Origin of the sequence: Streptomyces sp. NPDC101234 (genome assembly GCF_044767525.1) — a bacterium.
GTDB lineage: Bacteria > Actinomycetota > Actinomycetes > Streptomycetales > Streptomycetaceae > Streptomyces > Streptomyces sasae.
In genome coordinates this window covers 408,408-427,526 of sequence record NZ_JBIWOA010000003.1, presented here as the reverse complement: position 1 = coordinate 427,526, position 19,119 = coordinate 408,408, and the positions used below count along the sequence as shown (strand labels likewise).

Below are 19,119 nucleotides of genomic sequence, written 5' to 3'. Positions count from 1 at the left end.
GCGGACGGGAGGCCCCCAGTGGCGAAGGCCAGGTTCGAGCGGACGAAACCGCATGTGAACATCGGCACCATCGGGCACATCGACCACGGCAAGACGACACTCACCGCGGCGATCACCAAGGTGCTGCACGACAAGTTCCCGCAGCTCAACCCCTTCACCCCGTTCGACCAGATCGACAAGGCGCCCGAGGAGCGACAGCGCGGCATCACCATCTCCATCGCGCATGTCGAGTACCAGACCGAGCGCCGGCACTACGCGCACGTCGACTGCCCGGGGCACGCCGACTACATCAAGAACATGATCACCGGGGCCGCCCAGATGGACGGGGCGATCCTGGTGGTCGCGGCCACCGACGGGCCGATGCCACAGACCAAGGAACACGTTCTGCTGGCCCGTCAGGTGGGCGTTCCCTACATCGTCGTCGCCCTCAACAAGACCGACATGGTCGACGACGAGGAGATCCTGGAGCTGGTGGAACTGGAGGTGCGCGAACTGCTCACCGAGTACGAGTTCCCCGGCGACGACGTCCCGGTGGTCAAGGTCTCCGCGCTCAGGGCCCTGGAGGGCGACCCCGAGTGGACCGCGGCCCTGCTCGAACTCCTCGACGCCGTCGACGAGTTCGTGCCCGAGCCGGTGCGGGACGTGGACCGGCCGTTCCTGATGCCCATCGAGGACGTCTTCACCATCACCGGGCGGGGGACGGTCGTCACCGGCCGGATCGAGCGCGGCACGCTGCGGGTCAACAGCGAGGTCGAGATCATCGGCATCCACCCGCAGAAGACGAGGACCACGGTCACCGGCGTCGAGATGTTCCGCAAGCTGCTCGACGAGGGCAGGGCCGGGGAGAACGTCGGACTGCTGCTGCGTGGGGTCAAACGGGACGACGTCGAGCGCGGCCAGGTCGTCATCCGGCCAGGATCGGTCACCCCGCACACGGAGTTCGAGGCGCGGGCGTACATCCTCTCCAAGGACGAGGGCGGCCGGCACACCCCGTTCTTCCAGAACTACCGCCCCCAGTTCTACTTCCGCACCACCGATGTCACCGGAGTGGTCACCCTGCCCCCGGGCACCGAGATGGTGATGCCGGGCGACAACACCACCATGCAGGTCCGGCTGATCCAGCCGATCGCGATGGAGGAGGGCCTGAAGTTCGCCATCCGCGAGGGCGGGCGGACGGTCGGCGCCGGTCAGGTGACGAACATCCTCAAGTAGCCCGCCCGGCAGGCGTGGTGGGGAGCGGTCATAACGTCCCGGACGTGGCCTCCGGCTGGCCCAGGGCCGCGTCCAGGGTCGCCAGCGGCGGCAGCAGCCGCGACAGTCCCGTCACCTTCAGCACCCGCAGGGTCAGCGGGTGCGCGCAGACCAGCTGGAGCTGTCCGCCGCGCTCCAGCACCCGGCTGCGCGCCCGGTACAGCAGCCGCAGCCCCGAGCAGTCGAAGAACTCGACGTGCAGCAGGTCGATCACCACCCGGGCGCTGCCCCGCGCGGTCACCAGGTCCAGGTAGGGCATGATCTCCGTCGCCGCCGCGATGTCGATCTCGCCCCGGAACTCCAGCACCGTGTGGCCGCGGTCCTCGCGGACACGCAGGTGCCGGGTGAGCGGCGCGGGATCCTTTCGGGGTTCCTGGCGCACGACGGCATCACCTCCCACCCCTGCCGGTCAATTCCGTTCCCCGCACTGCAAGTTACCCTCGATGGAGGGAATTTGAGCATGTTCGATTGACATATGTCTGCTGCTTCGGCACGTCATTTTCTGTGGCGTGCGCGACAGTCGGAGAACGTGCACGTGGGAGCGGTACCGCGCGCTAGGAGAGCGCGTGCCACGCCTTGCTCAGTGCCTGGCGGAACTGTTCCTCCTGATGTGCGGTGAGCTCGCGCACCATCCGCTCCTCCAGCTCCCGCACCGGCCCGGCGACCCCGGCGAGCAGCTCGCGCCCTGCGTCGGTCAGCAGGATCAGCAGCTCACGCCGGTTGCGCGGGTTGCGCTCCCGCCGGATCAGCCCACGGCTCTCCAGTGACCGTACGAGGTCCGCCATCGACTGGGCGGTCACGAAGGAATCCCGCGCCAACTGCGCGGCCGAAAGCCCGTCATGGCGCTCCAGGACGGTCAGGGCCGTGTACTGCAGCGCCGTGATCCCGGCGGGCCTGACCAGCTCGTCGAGATGGGAGCGCACCACGAGCTCCACCTGCTTGACCATGTACAGCAGCGAGGGGCGTGTCTTTGTACCGACCATGCGTGCACCCTAGACCATTGACAGGAATCCTGTCTGTAATCAGACTGCGGACCAGACGCGGGACCAACAGGATTCCTGTTTGTTGAAAACTTGGTGACCGGGGCGGTGGGTGCCCTCGACGCCATCAACACTGGGAGTGGGCCAATGACGACCACCTTCGAGACCGGGCCGGGGCAGCTGTTCATCGGCGGACAGTGGCGGGAAGCCGCCGACGGGGCCCGGACGGAGGTCACCGACCCGGCCACCGGCCAGGTGATCACCACCGTCGCCGAGGCCGGGGCCACCGACGTCGACGCGGCCGTACGCGCCGCCCGCGAGGCCTTCGACGCGGGGGAGTGGTCGGGGCTCAGCGGCCGGGAGCGCGGCCGGGTGCTGCACCGGATCGCCGAACTGATCCGGGAGAACGCCGAGGACATAGCCGCCCTGGAGAGCCTGGACGTCGGCAAGCCCATCACACTGGCCGGGGCCGTCGACGTCACCAACGCGGCCAACGACTACGAGCACTTCGCGGCCCTCGCCCACTCCCTGGACGGCGCCGTCCGCGACGTCCCGCTCAACGCCCTCGCCTACACCCGGCGCGAACCCATCGGTGTGGTCGCCGCCATCACACCCTTCAACTTCCCGCTCATCCTGGCCGGTTCGAAGATCGGCCCGGCCCTCGCCGCCGGCAACACGGTCGTCCACAAGCCCGCCGACGAGACCCCTCTCAGCGCCCTGTACATGGCCCGCCTCTTCCAGCAGGCGGGCGTGCCCGACGGCGTCGTCAACGTCGTCACCGGCGCCGGACCGGTCGCCGGCGAGGCCCTGCTGCGCCACCCGGGCGTCGACAAGGTCGCCTTCACCGGCTCCACCGCCATCGGCAGGCACGTGGCGAGCACCGCGGGCCAGGCACTCAAGCCGGTCACCATGGAACTCGGCGGCAACGCGGCCCACCTGGTCTTCGAGGACGCCGACCTGGAGAAGGCCGTCGGCGCGGTGATCAAGGCGTTCGTCTTCAACACCGGCCAGTTCTGCATGGGCGGCCCCCGGCTACTCGTCGCCCGCTCCGTCTACGCCACCCTGCTGGGCATCCTCGCCGAGGCCGTCCCGGGCGTCCCGGTCGGCGACCCGCGCGACCCGGCAACCGTGGTCGGCCCGATGGCGGGGGAGAAGCATCTGCGCAAGGTCGAGGAGTACGTCGAACTCGCCCGCAAGGAGGGCGGCCGTATCGTCTGCGGCGGTGCACGCCTCGACCTGGACGGCGGGTTCTACTACCGGCCGACGGTCGTCGCCGACCTGCCGAACGACTCCCGGGTGATCCAGGACGAGATCTTCGGACCGGTACTCACCGTGCAGCCCTTCGACTCCGAGGACGAGGCCGTCGCCCTCGCCAACTCCACGCCGTACGGCCTCGCTTCGGGCATCCAGACCGGCAGCCTCGCCCGCGCGCACCGCGTCGCCGCCCGCCTCCAGGCCGGCATCGTCTGGGTCAACGACTGGGCGATGCTCGACCCCGCCGTCCCCTTCGGCGGCGTCAAGGCCTCCGGCTACGGCCGTGAGTACGGCCCCGAGGCCCTCGATTCCTACACCAAGGTCAAGTCCGTCGTCGTCTCGCTCGACTGAGCCCCGCAGACCAGGAGTCCGTACGATGCCCATCACCACCCGAGCCGCCGTCGTCGAGTCCGGCGGCGCGCCCTTCACCCTCGCCGACGTCGAACTCGACGCGCCGGGGCCGTACGAGGTGCTCGTCCGCATGGTGGCCGCCGGTCTGTGCCACACCGACCTCGGCGTGGCGAGCGGCGGGCTGCCCTTCCCGCTGCCCGGAGTTCTCGGCCACGAGGGCGCCGGTGTCGTCGAGGCCGTCGGCTCCGCCGTCACCGGCGTGGCCCCCGGCGACCATGTCGTGCTGTCCTTCACCTCCTGCGGCAACTGCCGCAACTGCCACGGCGGTCACCCCGCCTACTGCACCACCTGGCTGCCGCTCAACCTCATCGGCGGCCGGCGCGCCGACGGCACCGCCACCGTCAGCCGGGACGGCGATCCGCTCGGCGGCCACTTCTTCGGCCAGTCGTCCTTCGCGGAGCGTGCGTTGGTCGACGAGCGCAGCCTGGTCAAGGTCGACCCCGACGTCCCGCTGGAGTCGATCGCCCCGCTCGGCTGCGGGGTGCAGACCGGCGTCGGCGCCGTGTGGAACGTACTGGAGCCGGCCGCGGGCAGCACGATCGTGGTCCTGGGCGCCGGAGCGGTGGGTCTGTCGGCGGTGATGGCGGCCGCGCTCACCCCGGCCACCACGATCGTCGCTGTCGACCGGGTGGCCGAACGCCTTCAACTGGCAAGGGAGTTGGGCGCCACGCACACCGTCGACGCCACCCGGGAGAGCCTCCCCGAGGCCATCGGGCGCATCTCGGGCGGAGCCGGCGCCGACGGCATCGTGGAGACCACCGGGAACGTCGGTGTGCTCCGCCAGGGCGTCGACGCGCTGGCCGCCCGCGGCACCCTGGTGGTCGTCGGCGCTCCGCCCTTCGGCACCGAAGTGCCCCTGGACGTCAACGGGTTGCTGGCCGGCAAGCGGATCGTCGGCCTGACCCTCGGCGACAGCGAGACCCAGGCCTTCATTCCGGCCCTGGTCCGGCTGGTCCGCGAGGGACGGCTGCCGCTGCACCGGCTGGTCTCCACCTATCCGTTCGCCGAGATCGACCGGGCCGTGCAGGACATGAGCACGGGCAAGGCGATCAAGCCCGTGCTCACCTTCTGAGCCCGTCCTCCGAACCCGGCGCGCGGACGTCAGTCCGTCACCAGGACCAGCTTCCCCGTGGTCCGGCCGGTGTCGCCCAGCTCATGCGCCTTGGCGGCATCGGCCAGTGGGAACGTCCCCGCCACCGTGGCCCGGAGCTTCCCCTCCTCGACCAGGGAGGCGATCGCCCGCATCCCCGCCCGGTCGGCGTCCACCAGCATCCGCACCGCCCGCACACCGAGCCGCTCGGCCTCCTCGTACAGGCTCGCCGAGCCCACCGGCAGGATCGACACCAGGACCCCGCCGGGCCGCAGCACCCGCAGTGAGGCCACCGCGGTGTCGCCGCCCAGGGTGTCGAGCACGACGTCGACGTCCCGCACCGCCTCGGTGACGTCCACGGACCGGTAGTCGACCGGCTCGTCGACGCCGATCTCCCGCAGGAAGCCGTGCTTGGCGGCGCTCGCCGTGCCGATCACATACGCTCCGCGCGCCTTGGCGATCTGCACCGCCACATGCCCGACCCCGCCGGCCGCCGCGTGGATCAGCACCCGCTGCCCCGGCCGCACGTCGGCGTACTCCACCAGCGCCTGCCAGGCCGTCAGCCCCACCAGTGGCAGCGCGCCCGCCTGGACGTGGTCGATCACCTCCGGCTTCGGCACCAGGACGCGGGCGGGGACGATCACGTACTCGGCGTGCGTGCCGTGGCCGAACGGGTAGGGCACCATCCCGAAGACCTCGTCACCGGGCGCGAAGGCGGCGACGCCGATCCCGGTCTCCTCGACCGTGCCGGAGACGTCCCAGCCGAGGACGAAGGGCGGCTGGCCCAGGAAGATGCCGAGCTCCCGGTGCTTCCAGTCGGTCGGGTTCAGTCCGGCGGCCCGCACCCGGACCAGCACCTCGTTGGGACGCGGCTTCGGCCGCGCCACCTCGACCAGCTTCAGTACCTCGGGACCGCCGAGGACGTCCTGGCTGACCACACGCATCGTGTTCACATCGCTCATGGTCATCCAGCCTGCCGGGGCGCGCCCGCCCGGGAAATGGCACGATTGCCAATATCCGATGGAATCGTGCCATCCCATCGTGCCGGTCGGTCCCCGGGCGGCTCAGCGGCTCATGTGCAGGGCGACCAGCAGCTGCCACACCTGGTCCGCCACTTCCTCCGGGCCTGCGTCGAGCAGGCCGTGCAGCCAGTCGGCCAGTACCCCGGCGAAGGTGGCCGCCACCGCCGAGGCCACCAGCGGCGCGTCCGCCGCGCCCACCAGCTCCCGCTCGGCCAGGCTGCGCGCCCGCAGGTCCCGGTGCAGCACCCGGCCCAGCGGACCCCCGCCGCCCGGTGCGAGCAGCTCCCGGTACAGGGCCGCGTGCGGGGCCAGCCCTGCGAAGAACTCCAGCAGCGCGGGCGGCGCGTGCACCGGATCGGGCCGCCCCCGCCAGGCGTGCAGCGCGTCCACCGCCTCCCGTACGACATCCGCGCAGGCATCGACCGCCAGCGCCTCCAGGCCGTCGTAGTGCACGTAGAAGGTGGCCCGCCCGACCCCGGCCCGGCGTACCAGTGCGGCCACGCCCACCTCCGCGAGCGGCCGTTCGGCGCACTCCTCCAGCAGGGCCGCCTGCAGGCGCGCCCGGGTGCGCGCGGCCCGCGGGTCCTCCACGGCCGGGCGGCCGGTCACCGCGCGGCGAGGACGGCGGCCAGGGCGAGCGCGCCCGGCAGCGCCTGCGCGAAGAGGATCCGCCGGTTGGCCGTGACCGCGCCGTACACCCCCGCGACCACCACGCACGACAGGAAGAACACCTGGGCCCGGAAGCCCGTCGGATCGGCCGCGACCAGCCCCCACACCAGACCGGCCGCCAGGAAGCCGTTGTACAGGCCCTGGTTGGCCGCCAGCGGTGCGGTGCGCCGCGCCAGTTCCGCGTCGAAGCCGTGGAAGCGCATCCCCGGCGTCTTCTGCCACAGGAACATCTCCATCACCAGGATGTACGCATGCAGCGCGGCCACCAGGCCGACCAGCACGTTCGCCACGATTTCCATGATCGCAGACCCTCCCCATCTCTTGAACAGGTGTCCACTATAGCTGGACAGGTGTCCAGTAGCCGAGGGGTGGCAATGGGTATTTGTTGATTTGCCACCACCTGGCTGAGCGTGACGGAATCCTCACTTCCTCTGCTTGCCGCGGTTGATCCTTTCGGGTTCAAACCCGATAAGCTCCATGCAGTCACAGCGAGTTGACGCTCCCCACGGTGGGTTCGTCCCGCCGTGCGTGCTCATGAGTGCGGCCTTCGCACACTGCCCCTGTTCGCTGTTGTTCGATTGTGTTGTCTCGAAGGATGCAGATGGAACTCGCCACTCCGCCGCCGGCGGCGCGGGCCCCTGTCGCCTGGTACAGCTGGTGGCTGATGCCGCTGGCCTTAGGGGGAGGGACGGTCGCCGCCACGTTCATGAGCTCCGAGCGAATAACCGCGGCCGTCGCCGGCGCCGCGGCCACCGCCGCCAGCTCTGTGTGTGTACGGCTCCTGATCCGCTCGCAGCGTCAACTGCGCAGCGCCGAAGGGTCGTTCCGCAGCTCGCAGGCCGAGCACTCCCAGCAGTGGCAGCAGCATGTCTCGGGCCTGGAACGGAAGTTCTCGGCCGAGCGCGCCACGCTGGAGGCCCAGCTGACCGAGCAGTCGGCCGCGTTCGACGCGCAGCTCGGCAAGCGGGCGGCCGCCTTCGACACCCGGCTGGGTGAGCAGACCGCCCACTACGACGGTCAACTGGCCGAGCAGGCAAGGGCGTACGAGGAGCGGCTCGCCGACCTGGTGAAGGCCTCCGACGCGCAGCTCGCCGACCAGGCCGAGGTCTGGCAGGACCAGGTCGAGCACCAGCGGTCCGCGATCACCCGGCTCGCCGACGAGCAGCTGCCCGAGGCGCTGAAGCGACTGCGCGAGGGCGACGCCATCGACGACCTGCTGCCGGTGACCGAGCAGTGCGCCAAGGTCGACAAGGACCTCCAGGCCAATCTGCGCCGTATCCTGCGCACCTCGCTGATCGGTGTGGAGGAGGAGTTCAACCGCTCCACCTCCGCCGAGCAGGCCGTGATCAGCATCGGCAACCGCATCCACGTACTGACCAGCAAGCTGCGTGGTCGGCTGCACGAGATGCAGGGCGAGCACGGCCGGCTGCCCGCCGTGGCCCGCGGTCTCATGGAGCTCGACCAGGAGCTCGGTCCCGCCGACTCGCTCGCCGCCAGCATCGGCGTGCTCGGCGGCTCGGACCGACCGGGCCGTCAGTGGCAGGAGCCCCAGCGACTGCTCAGTGTGGTGCGCGGCGGTATCGGCCGGATCAAGGACTTCCACCGCGTCGAGGTCCGGCATCTGCCCGAACTCGGCGTCGACGGCGGTCTGGTGGACCATCTCACGCTGATCTTCTCCCAGCTCCTGGACAACGCGGCCCGCTACTCGCCGCCCACCGAGCCGGTCGTCGTCTCCGGCAAGGAGGTCCCGAACGGCGTCGGCATCGAGATCCAGGACTCCGGCAAGGGCCTGAGCGAGGAGAAGAAGCGCGAGGCCGAGCACTCCCTGGCGGGCACCGAGGCCGGACCCGGCATCGGCGGCATCTCCGAGGACGCCAACATCGGCCTGCGGGTCGTCGGCATCCTCGCCCGCCGCTACGGCATCCGGGTCACCTTCGCGGACTCGCCCTGGCTCGGCACTTCGGTGGTCGTCGTGGTCCCGCACAAGTACTTCAGCCCGCTGCCCGCGGCCGCCCCGGCCCCGATGACCGCGTCGGCCGCCCCCGCCGCCGCGTCCCCGGTGCAGGCGCACGGCCCGGTCGCCGTCGAAACCGTCACCCAGCCGGAGTCCGGCGAGACCCTGGAGACCACCCCGGGCGGACTGCCCCGGCGGCGCAGCCGGCGCCGCGAGGAGGAGCAGCCCGGGGAGCGCACCGCCCGCACGCAGGGCGCCGCGTTCCCCGCGGTCCCGCCCGAGGAGTCCTTCGCTGGCCTGGCCGCCTTCGCCACCGCGGGCCGTGCGCCCGCGGCGGACGAAACGGCGGACAGCGAGGCCGAGTTGACCGGAGACGAAGACGACGTGGCACCCGCGACCCCGGACGGCGCCGATGACGCCGCCGCCGGACGCGAGTCCGCCGAGCACCGCACTGAAGAGAGCGACTAGTCCACATGACGCAACAGGGAACCGACGTGAGCTGGGCGCTCCGTGATCTGGTGGAGAGCATCCCGGAGATCCGTTTCGCCCTCGTGGCCTCCAGCGACGGCAAGGCCATCACCTCCTTTGGTGCCGAGGACCCCGACGACGTGGACCGCTTCGCGGCCGTGGTGGCCGGGCTGCAGGCCCTCGCCCAGCCGGTCGCCGAGCAGTTCCCCAAGTACGCGGGGCAGCTGCGGCTGGCGATGATCGAGGTCGACGGCGGTCACCTCTTCGTCGTACGGGCCGGTGTGGAGACGTATCTCGGGGTCCTCGCCCGCGAGGGGCTCGACCAGGGGCTGCTCGGGCACCAGATGAGGGACCTGTCGCGGCGGATGGGTGAGCTGCTCGGCACCTCTCCGCGCCTGGAGGAGCACTCTGGATGAGTGCTCCCCGTCGGCCCACGGACCCGTCCGGTCTCGAGCGTTATTACGTCCTCACCGGGGGACGCAGCGGACCGGGCGGGTCGGCGTCGAGTCTCGACGTGGCGACCCTCGTCGTCTCCCGCACCGCCCCGGTCCCGGGGATGCAGCACGAGTACGAGGAGATAGTCCGGCGTTGCCGTGATCCGCTGTCGGTGGCCGAACTCACCGCCCATCTCGGATTGCCCTTCAACATTCTCGCGGTGCTGTTGGCGGATCTGCTGGACGCAGGCCGTATTGAAGCCCGTGATCCCATTCCGGCGCACCACGCCGGACGCGGGCCTGACCTCGCGCTCCTCCAGGAGGTACTCAGTGGACTTGAAAGGCTTTGACCATCCCGGCGACCCCGGTGCCGGGGGGACCCGCTCGGTCAAGGTGATGATCGCCGGGGGGTTCGGCACCGGGAAGACCACCATGGTCCGCTCCGTCAGCGACATCAAGCCGCTCACCACCGAGGAGACCCTCACCCAGGCGACCGTCGGCGTCGACAACCTCATCGGCGTCGCGGACAAGGCCGAGACCACGGTCAGCCTCGACTTCGGGAAGATCAGCCTCAACGAGAGCCTGATGCTGTACCTGTTCGGCACCCCCGGGCAGGAACGGTTCTGGTTCCTGTGGAACGGGTTGTTCAAGGGGGCTCTCGGCGCGATCGTCCTGGTGGACACCCGGCGGCTGGCCTCCAGCTTCCGGGCGATCGAGGAGATGGAGCGGCAGGACGTGCCCTTCGTCATCGCCCTGAACGTCTTCCCGGACTGCAAGGAACACCCCATCGAGGAGATCCGGGACGCCCTCGACATCTCCCCGCACACTCCGATCGTGGCCTGTGACGCCCGTGACCGGGCCTCCAGCCGTGATGTTCTCGTCGCGCTGATCCAGCATCTGCAGGAACGCTCGGCCGTCGCCCTGGAGTCCCGATGAGCGCGCCGCACGATCCGGGCGCCGCGGGCGGCTGCCCGGTGGCCCACGGTGCCGGCGTCACCCGGCTGTACGGCGCCGACGCGGAGAAGGACCCGCACGGCATCTACGAGCGGCTGCGCGAGGAGTACGGCAGCGTCGCCCCCATCCTGGTGGAGGGCGACGTGCCCGCCTGGCTGGTGCTCGGCTACCGGGAGAACCGGCGGGTCCTCGACAACCCGCTCCAGTTCAGCCGTGATTCGCGCATCTGGCGGGACTGGCGGGACGGCAAGGTCGCCGTCCACTCACCGCTGATGCAGATGGTGGGCTGGCGGCCCGACTGTGTCTCCCAGGACGGCGAGCCGCACCGCCGGCTGCGCGGCGCGGTCACCGACAACCTGCTGAAGGTGGCCGGGCGGGGCATCCGCCGCCATGTCACCCACTTCGCCAACAAGCAGATCGACGCCTTCGCCGGCACCGGCCGCGCCGACCTGGTCACGGACTTCGCCGAGTACCTGCCGATGCTGGTGCTCACCCGGGTCTTCGGGCTCGCCGAGAGCGAGGGGCGTACCCTCGCCGAGTCCAGCGCCCAGGTCATCAAGGGCGGTGCGGACGCCCTCGCGCACAACGAGAAGATCGTGTCGATCCTCGCCGAACTCGCCGCCCGCAAGCGGTCGGAGCCCGGCTCCGACTTCGCCACCGGACTCATCGACCACCACTCGGACCTCGACGAGGACGAGATAGTCCAGCATCTGCGGCTGGTGCTGATCACCGCGCACACCACCACCAGCAACCTGCTGGCCCGGGTGCTGGAGATCGTCGTCACCGACGACGCGCTGCGCTCCGGACTGGTCAGCGGCCAGCTGAACATGTCCTCCGTGGTGGAGGAGGTCATGTGGAACACACCGCCGCTGGCGGTGCTGCCGGGCCGGTTCGCCACCTCCGACCTGGAGCTGGGCGGCCGTCCCATCAAGGAGGGCGACATGCTGCTCCTGGGCCTCGCCGCCGGCAACGTGGACCCGCTGATCCGCCCGGACATCGAGGCCTCCGTCGCCGGCAACCAGTCCCATCTGGCGTTCAGTGCCGGACCGCACGAATGCCCGGGGCAGAACATCGGCCAGGGCATCATCGAGACGGCCGTGGACGTCCTGCTGCACCGGCTGCCCGGACTGCGCCTGGCGGTGCCGGCCGAGGAGCTCACCTCGACGGCCTCCACCTGGGAGTCCCGACTGGACAGCCTGCCGGTCGAGTTCGCCGTCTGAGCCGGCCGGGGAACAGCTGAACCGAACGGCCCGGGGGCCGCCGTCCGACGGGACGGCGGCCCCCGGGCCGTCAACGGGTCACACCGCCAGCAGGTCGTCCACCGACCCCTGCCCGGCCATTTCGGCGGCGGCCGCCGGACCCTCCTTGGCCGCCGCGTACCGGCCCGAGGACAGCCCCCACATGTAGTTGCCGTTGATCCAGTGCTGGATGGCCTCCACGCCCATCCGCACACTGTCCCGCTGCTTCTCGTCGAGACCCAGCTCGTCGCACATCCGGGGCACCCTGGCCTCCAGTTCGACGTACTCGTCGAGGCAGGCGGTCGTCATCCGGTACGCCTCCTTCATGGCGTCCTCCCACGAACCGCCCCGCCGCCGGTGCAGCACGGCTATCAGGTTGTGCCCGTCGCCCCGGCGCCGCTCGCGTTCGAAGGAGTGGATGTCGTTCATGAACCCGATGGTGTCCGCGGCCAGATCACGCATCCGCTCCATCAGCGGATGCGCCTCCGCCTGAGCGGGCACCTCGAAGCCGCGGCTGCGCTCGCCCATGTCGATGCTGTGGTGGATGCCGACGGTACGACGCCGGAAGACCGCGTACTCGTCGAGGTCGAGCGTCCCGGCCAGCCCCCGCGCCGCCAGGTCGACCTCCTCGCAGTGGGCGACCAGGAACCGGCCCCAGGAGGCCGCGAACCGCGTCCGCCACGTCAGGGACATGCCATCCGAGAGATGCTGCCAGACCTCCGCCCAGGCCAGCGTGATCGGGCAGACCACGCGTGGCCGGATGCCGGGCGGGCGCAGTGGGGTCACGATCAGCTCGCGCGCGACGTCGGCGATCCGGTCGGCGCGGTCCGGCCGATTGGCGTCGAACTGGTCATCGAACAGGAAGGCCAGCGAGAACCAGTTCATCAGGACGACCATGTCCTCCGCCGAGGCGTGCGGATAGGTCCGGGCCGCCGCCTGCGGCAGGTCCCACGACTTGTACTCCTCGAACCCGGCTTTGCTGCGCACCAGGTCCATGTCCCAGATCCAGCGCAGATGCCGGGCCCGGGCGTGCTCCAGATGCTCGCTGACGGGCGTGTCGAAGGGCAGGTCGAAGGTGACGTCCTGGGGCATGTGTTTCCTTTCGGGAGACGGAGCGCAGAGTCCCCCCGTCCCTGCGATCGGACGGTCAGGCAGCCGCCCGTGCACTCGAACTGGCCTTCGTGGCTCGAAAGTTGAGCCGTGAAGCGGTACGAGACTGCCCAGAGCGTAAATGATCTACGCGTGACCCCACCGTGATGTGTGTTACTGCTCACGCCTCCTGGATTGAGTACACTCGCGCGCCCCCCACGTATGTGTGCGTCACGCGCGCGGCCGTGATGTCCTCCGGGTCTCCGGCGAACGGATCGCGGTCCAGCACCACCAGGTCCGCGAGTGCCCCGACCGCCACCCGCCCGGTGTCGTCCAGATGGTTCACATACGCTGATCCCGCCGTGTACGCCGTCACCGCCTCCGCCAGTCCCAGCCGCTCCCCGGGCAGGAACACCGGCGTGTCGCCGCCCGGTTCGACCCGGTTCACCGCGACATGGATGCCCTGGACCGGGTCGGGGCTGCTGACCGGCCAGTCGCTGCCGGCCGCGAGCCGCGCCCCGGAGCGCAGCAGCGACCCGAACGGGTACTGCCACCCGGCCCGTTCGGACCCCAGGAAGGGGATCGTCAGCTCGTCCATCTGCGGCTCGTGCGCGGCCCACAGCGCCTGGATGTTCGCGGTGGCGCCGAGCCGGGCGAAGCGCGGTACGTCGTCGGGGTGCACGACCTGGAGATGCGCCAGATGGGGCCGCGTGTCGCTCGGACCGTTCGCGGCCCGCGCCGCCTCGACGGCGTCCAGCGCGTCCCGTACCGCACGGTCGCCCAGCGCATGGAAATGGCACTGGAAACCGAGCGCGTCCAACTCGGTCACGTACTGGGGAAGTTGCTTCGGGTCGATGAAGCTCTTGCCGCGATTGGCGGTGGCGCAGCCGCAGTTGTCCAGGTACGGGTCGAGCAGCGCGGCCGTGCCGTTCTCGGCGACCCCGTCCAGCATCAGCTTCACCGTGCCCGCCCGGAACCGCCCATGGCTGAACGCGGCGCGTCTCTCGACGAGTTCGGGAATCTGCTCGGCGCCGCGCTCCCGGTCCCACCACAGCGCCCCGACCACCCGCGCGGTCAGCGAACCGTCCCGGGCCGCCGTGAGATAGGCCTCGGCCGGGTTGTCCATGCCGAGGAACTCCCCGACCAGCGCGTCCTGCCAGGCCGTGATGCCGAGCGCGTGCAGATGCCGCTGGGCGTGCAGCAGCGCCGCGAGCCGGTCCGCCGGTCCGGCCGGCGGCGCGAGCCGGCCGACCAGCTGCATCGCCCCCTCCTGGAGCGTTCCGCTCGGCTCGCCCGAGGCGTTCCGCTCGATCCGCCCGTCGGCCGGATCGGGCGTGTCGCGGTCGATCCCGGCCAGCTCCAGGGCCCGGCTGTTGACCCAGGCCCCGTGATGATCCCGGTTGGGCAGATACACCGGACGGTCCGGTACGGCGGAGTCGAGCAGTTCCTTCGACGGCGTACCGCCCGCGAACGACTCCATGGACCAGCCCCCGCCCAGGACCCACTCCCGCTCCGGATGCGCCTCGGCGTAGGCGCGCACGGCGGCCACGGTCTCCTCGGCGGTGCGCAGCCCGGTCAGGTCGCACTGGGCCAACTCCAGCCCGGCCGGCACCGGATGGACGTGCGCGTCCTGGAACCCGGGCAGCAGCAGCCGCCCCGCGAGGTCGACCACCTCGGTGCGCGGCCCGGCGAGCTCCCGCAGTTCCTCGGCGGATCCGACGGCGGTGATGCGCTCACCGGTGACGGCGACGGCACTGGCCGTCCGGCCCTCGGGGGTGAGGACGGGGCCACCGGTGAAGAGCAGATCTGCGTGCATGTTTCCTGTTCCCTAGTTGGAGGTCGTGAGGAGCTGGGGTGCGTCGGCATCCGTGCCCTCGCCGGTGCGGAAGTACGGCGATCGGCGCACGTACCTCGCCCAGCCGGCGGCGACGAACCCGGACGCGATCATCGCCAGCGGGGTGGTCAGCAGGAACCAGCCGTTGTCCGCGCTGACCTCGAAGTGGTCCGTCGAGGTGTAGAAGGACCAGCCGAGGTAGCCGCCGAGCCCCAGCAGTGCGAGGGCGCTCAGCGCCGGCAGCACCACGGCCCGTACACCCTGCCGCCAGTCCTCGCGCAGCAGCGAACGGAAGCGCGCGGCGGCGGCGAGCGCGGTGAGCGCGTACGACAGGGCGACGACGATGCCGACGGCGTTCACCGTCGCCATGATCATGTCGGCGAGCCTCGGGATCACCAGGGCGAGCCCGGCGACCGCCGCGGCCAGCGCCCCGATCAGCAGCGTCCCGGCCGCCGGGGTGCCGTACCGGGCGCTGACCCTGGACCACACCGGCCCGAGGGTACGGTCCCGGCTCATCGCGAACATGCCACGGGCGGTCGGGATCACGCCGGCCTGGAGCGAGGCCACCGCCGAGAACATCAGCGCCACCAGCGGCAGCGCGGCCCACGGCTGGGCGGCCAGCCGGTCGCCGAAGAACGCCAGCCCCTCGGCCCCGTGCCCGGCCAGCTCCTTCTCGGACAGCACCCGCTGGAACGCCACCGAGCCCAGCAGGAACAGCCCCAGCATCGTCACCAGCGTGATCAGCCCGGCCCGGGAGGCGTCCCGGGGGTCGCGCACCTCCTCGTTCACGCTGAACGCGGCCTCGAAGCCCCAGTAGCAGAACACCGACAGCAGCATTCCCTGCGCCAGCGCCGTCGCCGAGGGGATCGCGAACGGGTCGAACCAGCTCAGGCTGAAGGCGTGCGGTCCGGTGACGATGCCGTAGCCGCAGAACCCGAGCAGCACGACGTACTCGAAGACCAGCAGCCCGGTCTGGAGCCGGGCCGCGGTGCGGATACCGGTCACGGCGGTGAGGGTGACGGCGACCAGGACGACGATGCCGACGGCCGTGGTCTGCGCCGTCGAACCGGGGTCCAGGGCGAGCGAGCCGATCCGGTGCACTCCGGCCTCTTCCGCCAGCTGCAGCATCGCGGACCCGGTGACCGCCGTGGTGTAGGCGAGGAAGGCCACCGTCGCCACGATGTTCACCCAGCCGACCATGAAACCGAGCCACGGGTTGAGCGAACGGCCCACCCACACATAGCCGTTGCCCGCGTTCGGCTCCACCCGGTTCAGCCGCGAGTAGGCGCCCGCGATCCCGAGGACAGGCAGGAACGCCAGCAGCATGATGGCCGGCAGATGCAGCCCGACCACCCCGGCCGTCACACCGAGACCGATGCCGATGCTGGTGGTGGCGGCCGTACTGGACGCGGCCACCGCGACGCCGTCCAGGACGGAGAGGGATCTGCGCAACTCCGGTGGGTCCGCTGTGTAGGGCTGGTCGGTCATGGCCGGCACACTCCGCTCGCACCTGGGGGCCGGCCCGACCGGCCCCGGTGACCGGTCATGAAACTGCCGGTGCACTTCACAGGTCAACGGTGTTGTCATAAGGTGCCGACACATCGCGAGGGAGGCCCCATGAGCGAACGCGTCGTCCCGGCCGCCGGCCGGCGGCGCCGGCGCCCCACCAAGCAGGGCGTGGTCCTCTCCGAGGAACTGATCGTGGAGACCGCGCTCCGGCTGATCGAGGAGCACGGCGCCGAGGCACTCTCCGTGCGCCGCCTGGGCCGCGCCCTGGGCGCCGACCCCAGCTCCCTCTACCGCTACTTCGAGCACACCGACGACCTGATGCTCGCCATCGCCGACGAGCTGATCGGCCGTACCCTGCGCACCTGGCGGCCCACCGGCGAGTGGCGCGCCGACCTGCGCGACCTGGGCCTGCGCATACACGCCGGCGCCCTCGCCCACCCCAGAGCCGCGGTGCTCAGCGCCCACCGGGTGACCGGACGGACACACGAGATCCAGGCGGTCGAGACCATCCTGGGGGTGCTGCGCAGCGCCGGTTTCCCCGATGCGGAGGCGGTCCGCGTCTACCACGCCTTCATCGACCAGGCCCTCGCGTACGGCGCCCTCGACTCCGCCAACACCGCCCTGCCGAAACCCGCCCGCGAGGCCGAGGCGGACGTGTGGCGGACGACCTACACCCGGCTGCCCGCCGCCACCCACCCGAACATCGCGGCCACCGCCCGCCATCTCGTGGCGTCGATGCGGGGAAGTTCCTACCCGGCGGCCCTGGAACTGCTGCTGACGGCGGCCGGGGCCCGGCTCGCGGAACACGGTGCCGTGTCACATTCCACGCTCGGTGCCACGTCACATTCCACGCCGCCGGTCCGTCATCTCCGCGACACCGATCACGAGGAGGCCGAACGACCATGACCCGACCGCCCACGCGCAGCGCCGAGCAGCGCAAGAAGAACACCCTGGACCGGCTGGAGCGGGACGAGGACGTCTGGGTGGCCACCGCGGGGGAGGAGGGCGGCGCGCCGTACCTGGTGCCGCTGTCCTTCCGGTGGGACGGTTCGACCCTGCTGCTGGCCACCCCGGCCGCGAGCCCCACCGGCCGCAATCTCGTGGCGACCGGCACCGCCCGGCTTGCTGTCGGGCCGACCCGGGACGTGGTCATGATCGAGGGAGAGGTCCGCGCGGTGACCCCGGAGGAACTGTCCGTCGAGGAGGGTGACCGGTTCGCCGCGAAGTGCGGCTTCGATCCGCGTCGACTCGCCACCCGTTACCTGTACTTCAGGGTCACCCCGAGACGGGTGCAGGCCTGGCGGGAGGCCGACGAGATCGCGGGGCGCGAGCTGATGGGCGACGGGAAGTGGCTGGTGGCCGACTGAATCCCGTGATCGGGGACGGACACACCGCGCGGACCTGGACGAGGCGGAGCGCCGGGTGGCCGGCCTCGGCGGGCCGGCGGTCGAGGCGCGGGGTCCGGCCGGGCCGTACGAGGAGCGCGGTCGCTCCGGCCCGGCCGGACACTCCTTCACGCCGCGTCCGGCCCCGCCGACGGCGGGCCGACCCGGTCCCGGTCGCCCTTCCGGGCCGTCGGCCACACTCCGGTGGAACGCTCTATGGCCGTGGCGCCGGTGCGGTCCACGGCGCTGCGCGCCACCGCGAAGACGGCGCCCTGGAGGGCCGCGCCGAGCAGCACCTCGCCCCAGCCGCGGTTCCGGTCCAGGGCGTCCGGCGCGTCCTCCTCGCCGCGCAGCGCCCTCCAGGTCCGGCGGAAGACCAGCGCGCCCAGCGCCCCGCCGGCCCAGCTCAGCACGAGGCCGAGGGGCGCGTAGACGAGGGGGAGCTTCAGTTTCTTCCTGCTCTTGGCCATGCCTGCCTCCGCGTGGTCAGGGCCGCCCCGTGACCGGCACCTCCTCGCCCGCCGGCACCGGGCCGGGCGGTGTCCCGTCCCCGAAGGGCCGACCGCCCAGCTCCTCACGGTGATGGGGTGTCAGCCACCCGGCGAGGTCCGGACCGAGGGGCACGACGGCGGTGGGGTTGATCCCGGTGTGGACCTGGTAGTAGTGCCGCTTGATGTGGTCGAAGTCGACGGTGTCACCGAATCCCGGCGTCTGGTAGAGGTCCCTCGCGTACGCCCACAGCACCGGGTTCTCGGTGAGCTTCCGGAGGTTGCACTTGAAGTGGCCGTGGTAGACGGCGTCGAACCGGACCAGCGTGGTGAACAGCCGGATGTCGGCCTCGGTGATCGTGTCCCCGACCAGATAACGCTGCCCGGCCAGCCGCTCGGCGAGCAGGCCGAGCCGCCGGAACACCGCCGTGCACGCCTCCTCGTAGTCCTGCTGCCCGGGCGCGAAACCGGCCCGGTAGACACCGTTGTTGACGTCCGTGTAGACCTCCGCCATCACCGCGTCGATCTCGTCCCGCCGGCCGGCCGGATACAGCTCGGGCGCCCCCTCCCGGTGCAGTGCCGTCCACTCGGTGGCCAGGTCCAGGGTCAGTTGCTGGTAGTCGTTGGTGACCAGCTGCCCGCTCGGCACGTCCACGACCGCGGGCACGCTCACCCCGCCCGGGTAGCCGGTCTCCCGCCGGTCGTAGGCCTCGCCGAGGAACCGGATGCCGAGCACCGGGTCCCGGCCGCCCGGGTCCAGGGTGAAGCGCCAGCTGCGGTCGTCCTGGATCGGGTCGGTGACGGCCAGGGAGAGGGCGTTCTCCAGGCCGAGCAGCCTTCGTGAGATCACCGCCCGGCTCGCCCACGGACAGGCACGGCTGACCACCAGCCGGTAGCGCCCGGCCGCCACCGGCCAGCCGTCCCGTCCGTCCGCCGTGATCCGGTCCGCGAAGTGACTGGGGGACCGGGAGAACGCCTTGTGCCCCAACGAGGCGTTGCCGCCACCGCTCATGGTTCCTCCTTGCCGAGGGGACGTCGCCCCGAGGACCGGTACGCACCGGTCCATGAGGGTCGGTACGCACCGATGCA

Annotated in this window: 20 protein-coding genes; 10 read left to right on the top strand and 10 right to left on the bottom strand. The window is 71.2% G+C overall.

Annotation, left to right across the window (positions count from 1 at the left end):
- Window positions 1–18: 18 nt before the first annotated feature.
- Window positions 19–1,212, top strand: coding sequence for an elongation factor Tu (gene tuf / locus ACIRR9_RS08405; protein ID WP_403748927.1), 1,194 nt, complete (start codon window positions 19–21; stop codon window positions 1,210–1,212).
- A gap of 28 nt (window positions 1,213–1,240) precedes the next feature.
- Here the strand turns inward: tuf and ACIRR9_RS08400 are convergent, their stop codons facing one another.
- Both ACIRR9_RS08400 and ACIRR9_RS08395 read right to left on the bottom strand, forming a co-directional pair.
- Window positions 1,241–1,633, bottom strand: coding sequence for an anti-sigma factor antagonist (locus tag ACIRR9_RS08400; protein WP_365342019.1), 393 nt, complete (start codon window positions 1,631–1,633; stop codon window positions 1,241–1,243).
- 172 nt (window positions 1,634–1,805) lie between these two features.
- Window positions 1,806–2,234, bottom strand: coding sequence for a MarR family transcriptional regulator (locus ACIRR9_RS08395; protein WP_316767867.1), 429 nt, complete (start codon window positions 2,232–2,234; stop codon window positions 1,806–1,808).
- 144 nt (window positions 2,235–2,378) lie between these two features.
- On the opposite strand from ACIRR9_RS08395, the gene ACIRR9_RS08390 reads away from it, so the two are divergent.
- Window positions 2,379–3,836: an aldehyde dehydrogenase family protein gene (locus tag ACIRR9_RS08390; protein ID WP_403748925.1), complete on the top strand. Its 1,458-nt coding sequence runs from the start codon at window positions 2,379–2,381 to the stop codon at window positions 3,834–3,836.
- Between the two features lie 25 nt (window positions 3,837–3,861).
- Window positions 3,862–4,968 carry an NAD(P)-dependent alcohol dehydrogenase gene (locus ACIRR9_RS08385; RefSeq protein ID WP_403748923.1) on the top strand — a complete coding sequence of 369 codons (1,107 nt, stop codon included), beginning with the start codon at window positions 3,862–3,864 and terminating at the stop codon, window positions 4,966–4,968.
- A 29-nt stretch (window positions 4,969–4,997) separates the two neighbouring features.
- On the opposite strand, the gene ACIRR9_RS08380 is transcribed toward ACIRR9_RS08385, so the two are convergent.
- The 3 genes from ACIRR9_RS08380 to ACIRR9_RS08370 all read right to left on the bottom strand — a co-directional run bounded on the left by ACIRR9_RS08380 (window position 4,998) and on the right by ACIRR9_RS08370 (window position 6,976).
- Window positions 4,998–5,948 (bottom strand): NADP-dependent oxidoreductase, encoded by a 951-nt coding sequence (locus ACIRR9_RS08380; RefSeq protein WP_403748921.1) that lies wholly within the window; start codon window positions 5,946–5,948, stop codon window positions 4,998–5,000.
- A 102-nt stretch (window positions 5,949–6,050) separates the two neighbouring features.
- Window positions 6,051–6,617 carry a TetR/AcrR family transcriptional regulator gene (locus tag ACIRR9_RS08375; RefSeq protein WP_403748919.1) on the bottom strand — a complete coding sequence of 189 codons (567 nt, stop codon included), beginning with the start codon at window positions 6,615–6,617 and terminating at the stop codon, window positions 6,051–6,053.
- The gene (locus ACIRR9_RS08370) at window positions 6,614–6,976 is read right to left on the bottom strand and encodes a DUF1304 domain-containing protein (protein WP_365342011.1); all 363 of its coding nucleotides are present in this window, start codon (window positions 6,974–6,976) and stop codon (window positions 6,614–6,616) included. The genes ACIRR9_RS08375 and ACIRR9_RS08370 overlap by 4 nt, the downstream gene beginning before the upstream one ends.
- Window positions 6,977–7,278: 302 nt before the next feature.
- Between ACIRR9_RS08370 and ACIRR9_RS08365 the strand changes: the two genes are divergently transcribed.
- From ACIRR9_RS08365 to ACIRR9_RS08345, 5 genes are read left to right on the top strand one after another with little or no spacing between them, the layout of a single operon-like run.
- On the top strand, window positions 7,279–9,099 hold the full coding sequence (locus ACIRR9_RS08365; RefSeq protein WP_403748917.1) for a sensor histidine kinase: 1,821 nt from the start codon (window positions 7,279–7,281) through the stop codon (window positions 9,097–9,099).
- A 5-nt stretch (window positions 9,100–9,104) separates the two neighbouring features.
- On the top strand, window positions 9,105–9,515 hold the full coding sequence (locus ACIRR9_RS08360) for a roadblock/LC7 domain-containing protein (RefSeq protein WP_046733906.1): 411 nt from the start codon (window positions 9,105–9,107) through the stop codon (window positions 9,513–9,515).
- Window positions 9,512–9,883, top strand: a complete 372-nt coding sequence (locus tag ACIRR9_RS08355) for a DUF742 domain-containing protein (RefSeq protein WP_234537899.1) — start codon at window positions 9,512–9,514, stop codon at window positions 9,881–9,883. The genes ACIRR9_RS08360 and ACIRR9_RS08355 overlap by 4 nt, the downstream gene beginning before the upstream one ends.
- Window positions 9,864–10,469, top strand: coding sequence for an ATP/GTP-binding protein (locus ACIRR9_RS08350; RefSeq protein ID WP_365342006.1), 606 nt, complete (start codon window positions 9,864–9,866; stop codon window positions 10,467–10,469). Before ACIRR9_RS08355 ends, ACIRR9_RS08350 begins: the two co-directional genes overlap by 20 nt.
- Window positions 10,466–11,707 (top strand): cytochrome P450, encoded by a 1,242-nt coding sequence (locus ACIRR9_RS08345; protein ID WP_403748915.1) that lies wholly within the window; start codon window positions 10,466–10,468, stop codon window positions 11,705–11,707. The genes ACIRR9_RS08350 and ACIRR9_RS08345 overlap by 4 nt, the downstream gene beginning before the upstream one ends.
- A 78-nt stretch (window positions 11,708–11,785) precedes the next feature.
- On the opposite strand, the gene ACIRR9_RS08340 is transcribed toward ACIRR9_RS08345, so the two are convergent.
- From ACIRR9_RS08340 to ACIRR9_RS08330, 3 genes are all read right to left on the bottom strand, one after another.
- Window positions 11,786–12,817, bottom strand: a complete 1,032-nt coding sequence (locus ACIRR9_RS08340) for a 7-epi-alpha-eudesmol synthase (protein ID WP_365342002.1) — start codon at window positions 12,815–12,817, stop codon at window positions 11,786–11,788.
- 178 nt (window positions 12,818–12,995) lie between these two features.
- A complete protein-coding gene (locus ACIRR9_RS08335; protein ID WP_403748913.1) occupies window positions 12,996–14,630 on the bottom strand; it encodes an amidohydrolase in 1,635 nt (544 codons plus the stop codon).
- 12 nt (window positions 14,631–14,642) lie between these two features.
- A complete protein-coding gene (locus ACIRR9_RS08330; RefSeq protein ID WP_403748911.1) occupies window positions 14,643–16,136 on the bottom strand; it encodes an APC family permease in 1,494 nt (497 codons plus the stop codon).
- 129 nt (window positions 16,137–16,265) lie between these two features.
- On the opposite strand from ACIRR9_RS08330, the gene ACIRR9_RS08325 reads away from it, so the two are divergent.
- A complete protein-coding gene (locus ACIRR9_RS08325; RefSeq protein WP_403748908.1) occupies window positions 16,266–17,063 on the top strand; it encodes a TetR/AcrR family transcriptional regulator in 798 nt (265 codons plus the stop codon).
- Window positions 17,060–17,524, top strand: coding sequence for a pyridoxamine 5'-phosphate oxidase family protein (locus ACIRR9_RS08320; protein WP_403748905.1), 465 nt, complete (start codon window positions 17,060–17,062; stop codon window positions 17,522–17,524). Before ACIRR9_RS08325 ends, ACIRR9_RS08320 begins: the two co-directional genes overlap by 4 nt.
- 146 nt (window positions 17,525–17,670) lie before the next feature.
- Here ACIRR9_RS08320 and ACIRR9_RS08315 read toward each other — a convergent pair whose 3' ends face one another.
- Window positions 17,671–18,012, bottom strand: a complete 342-nt coding sequence (locus ACIRR9_RS08315; protein ID WP_403748902.1) for a DUF4235 domain-containing protein — start codon at window positions 18,010–18,012, stop codon at window positions 17,671–17,673.
- Between the two features lie 16 nt (window positions 18,013–18,028).
- Window positions 18,029–19,042, bottom strand: a complete 1,014-nt coding sequence (locus tag ACIRR9_RS08310) for a glutathione S-transferase family protein (protein ID WP_403748900.1) — start codon at window positions 19,040–19,042, stop codon at window positions 18,029–18,031.
- Between the last annotated feature and the right edge of the window lie 77 nt (window positions 19,043–19,119).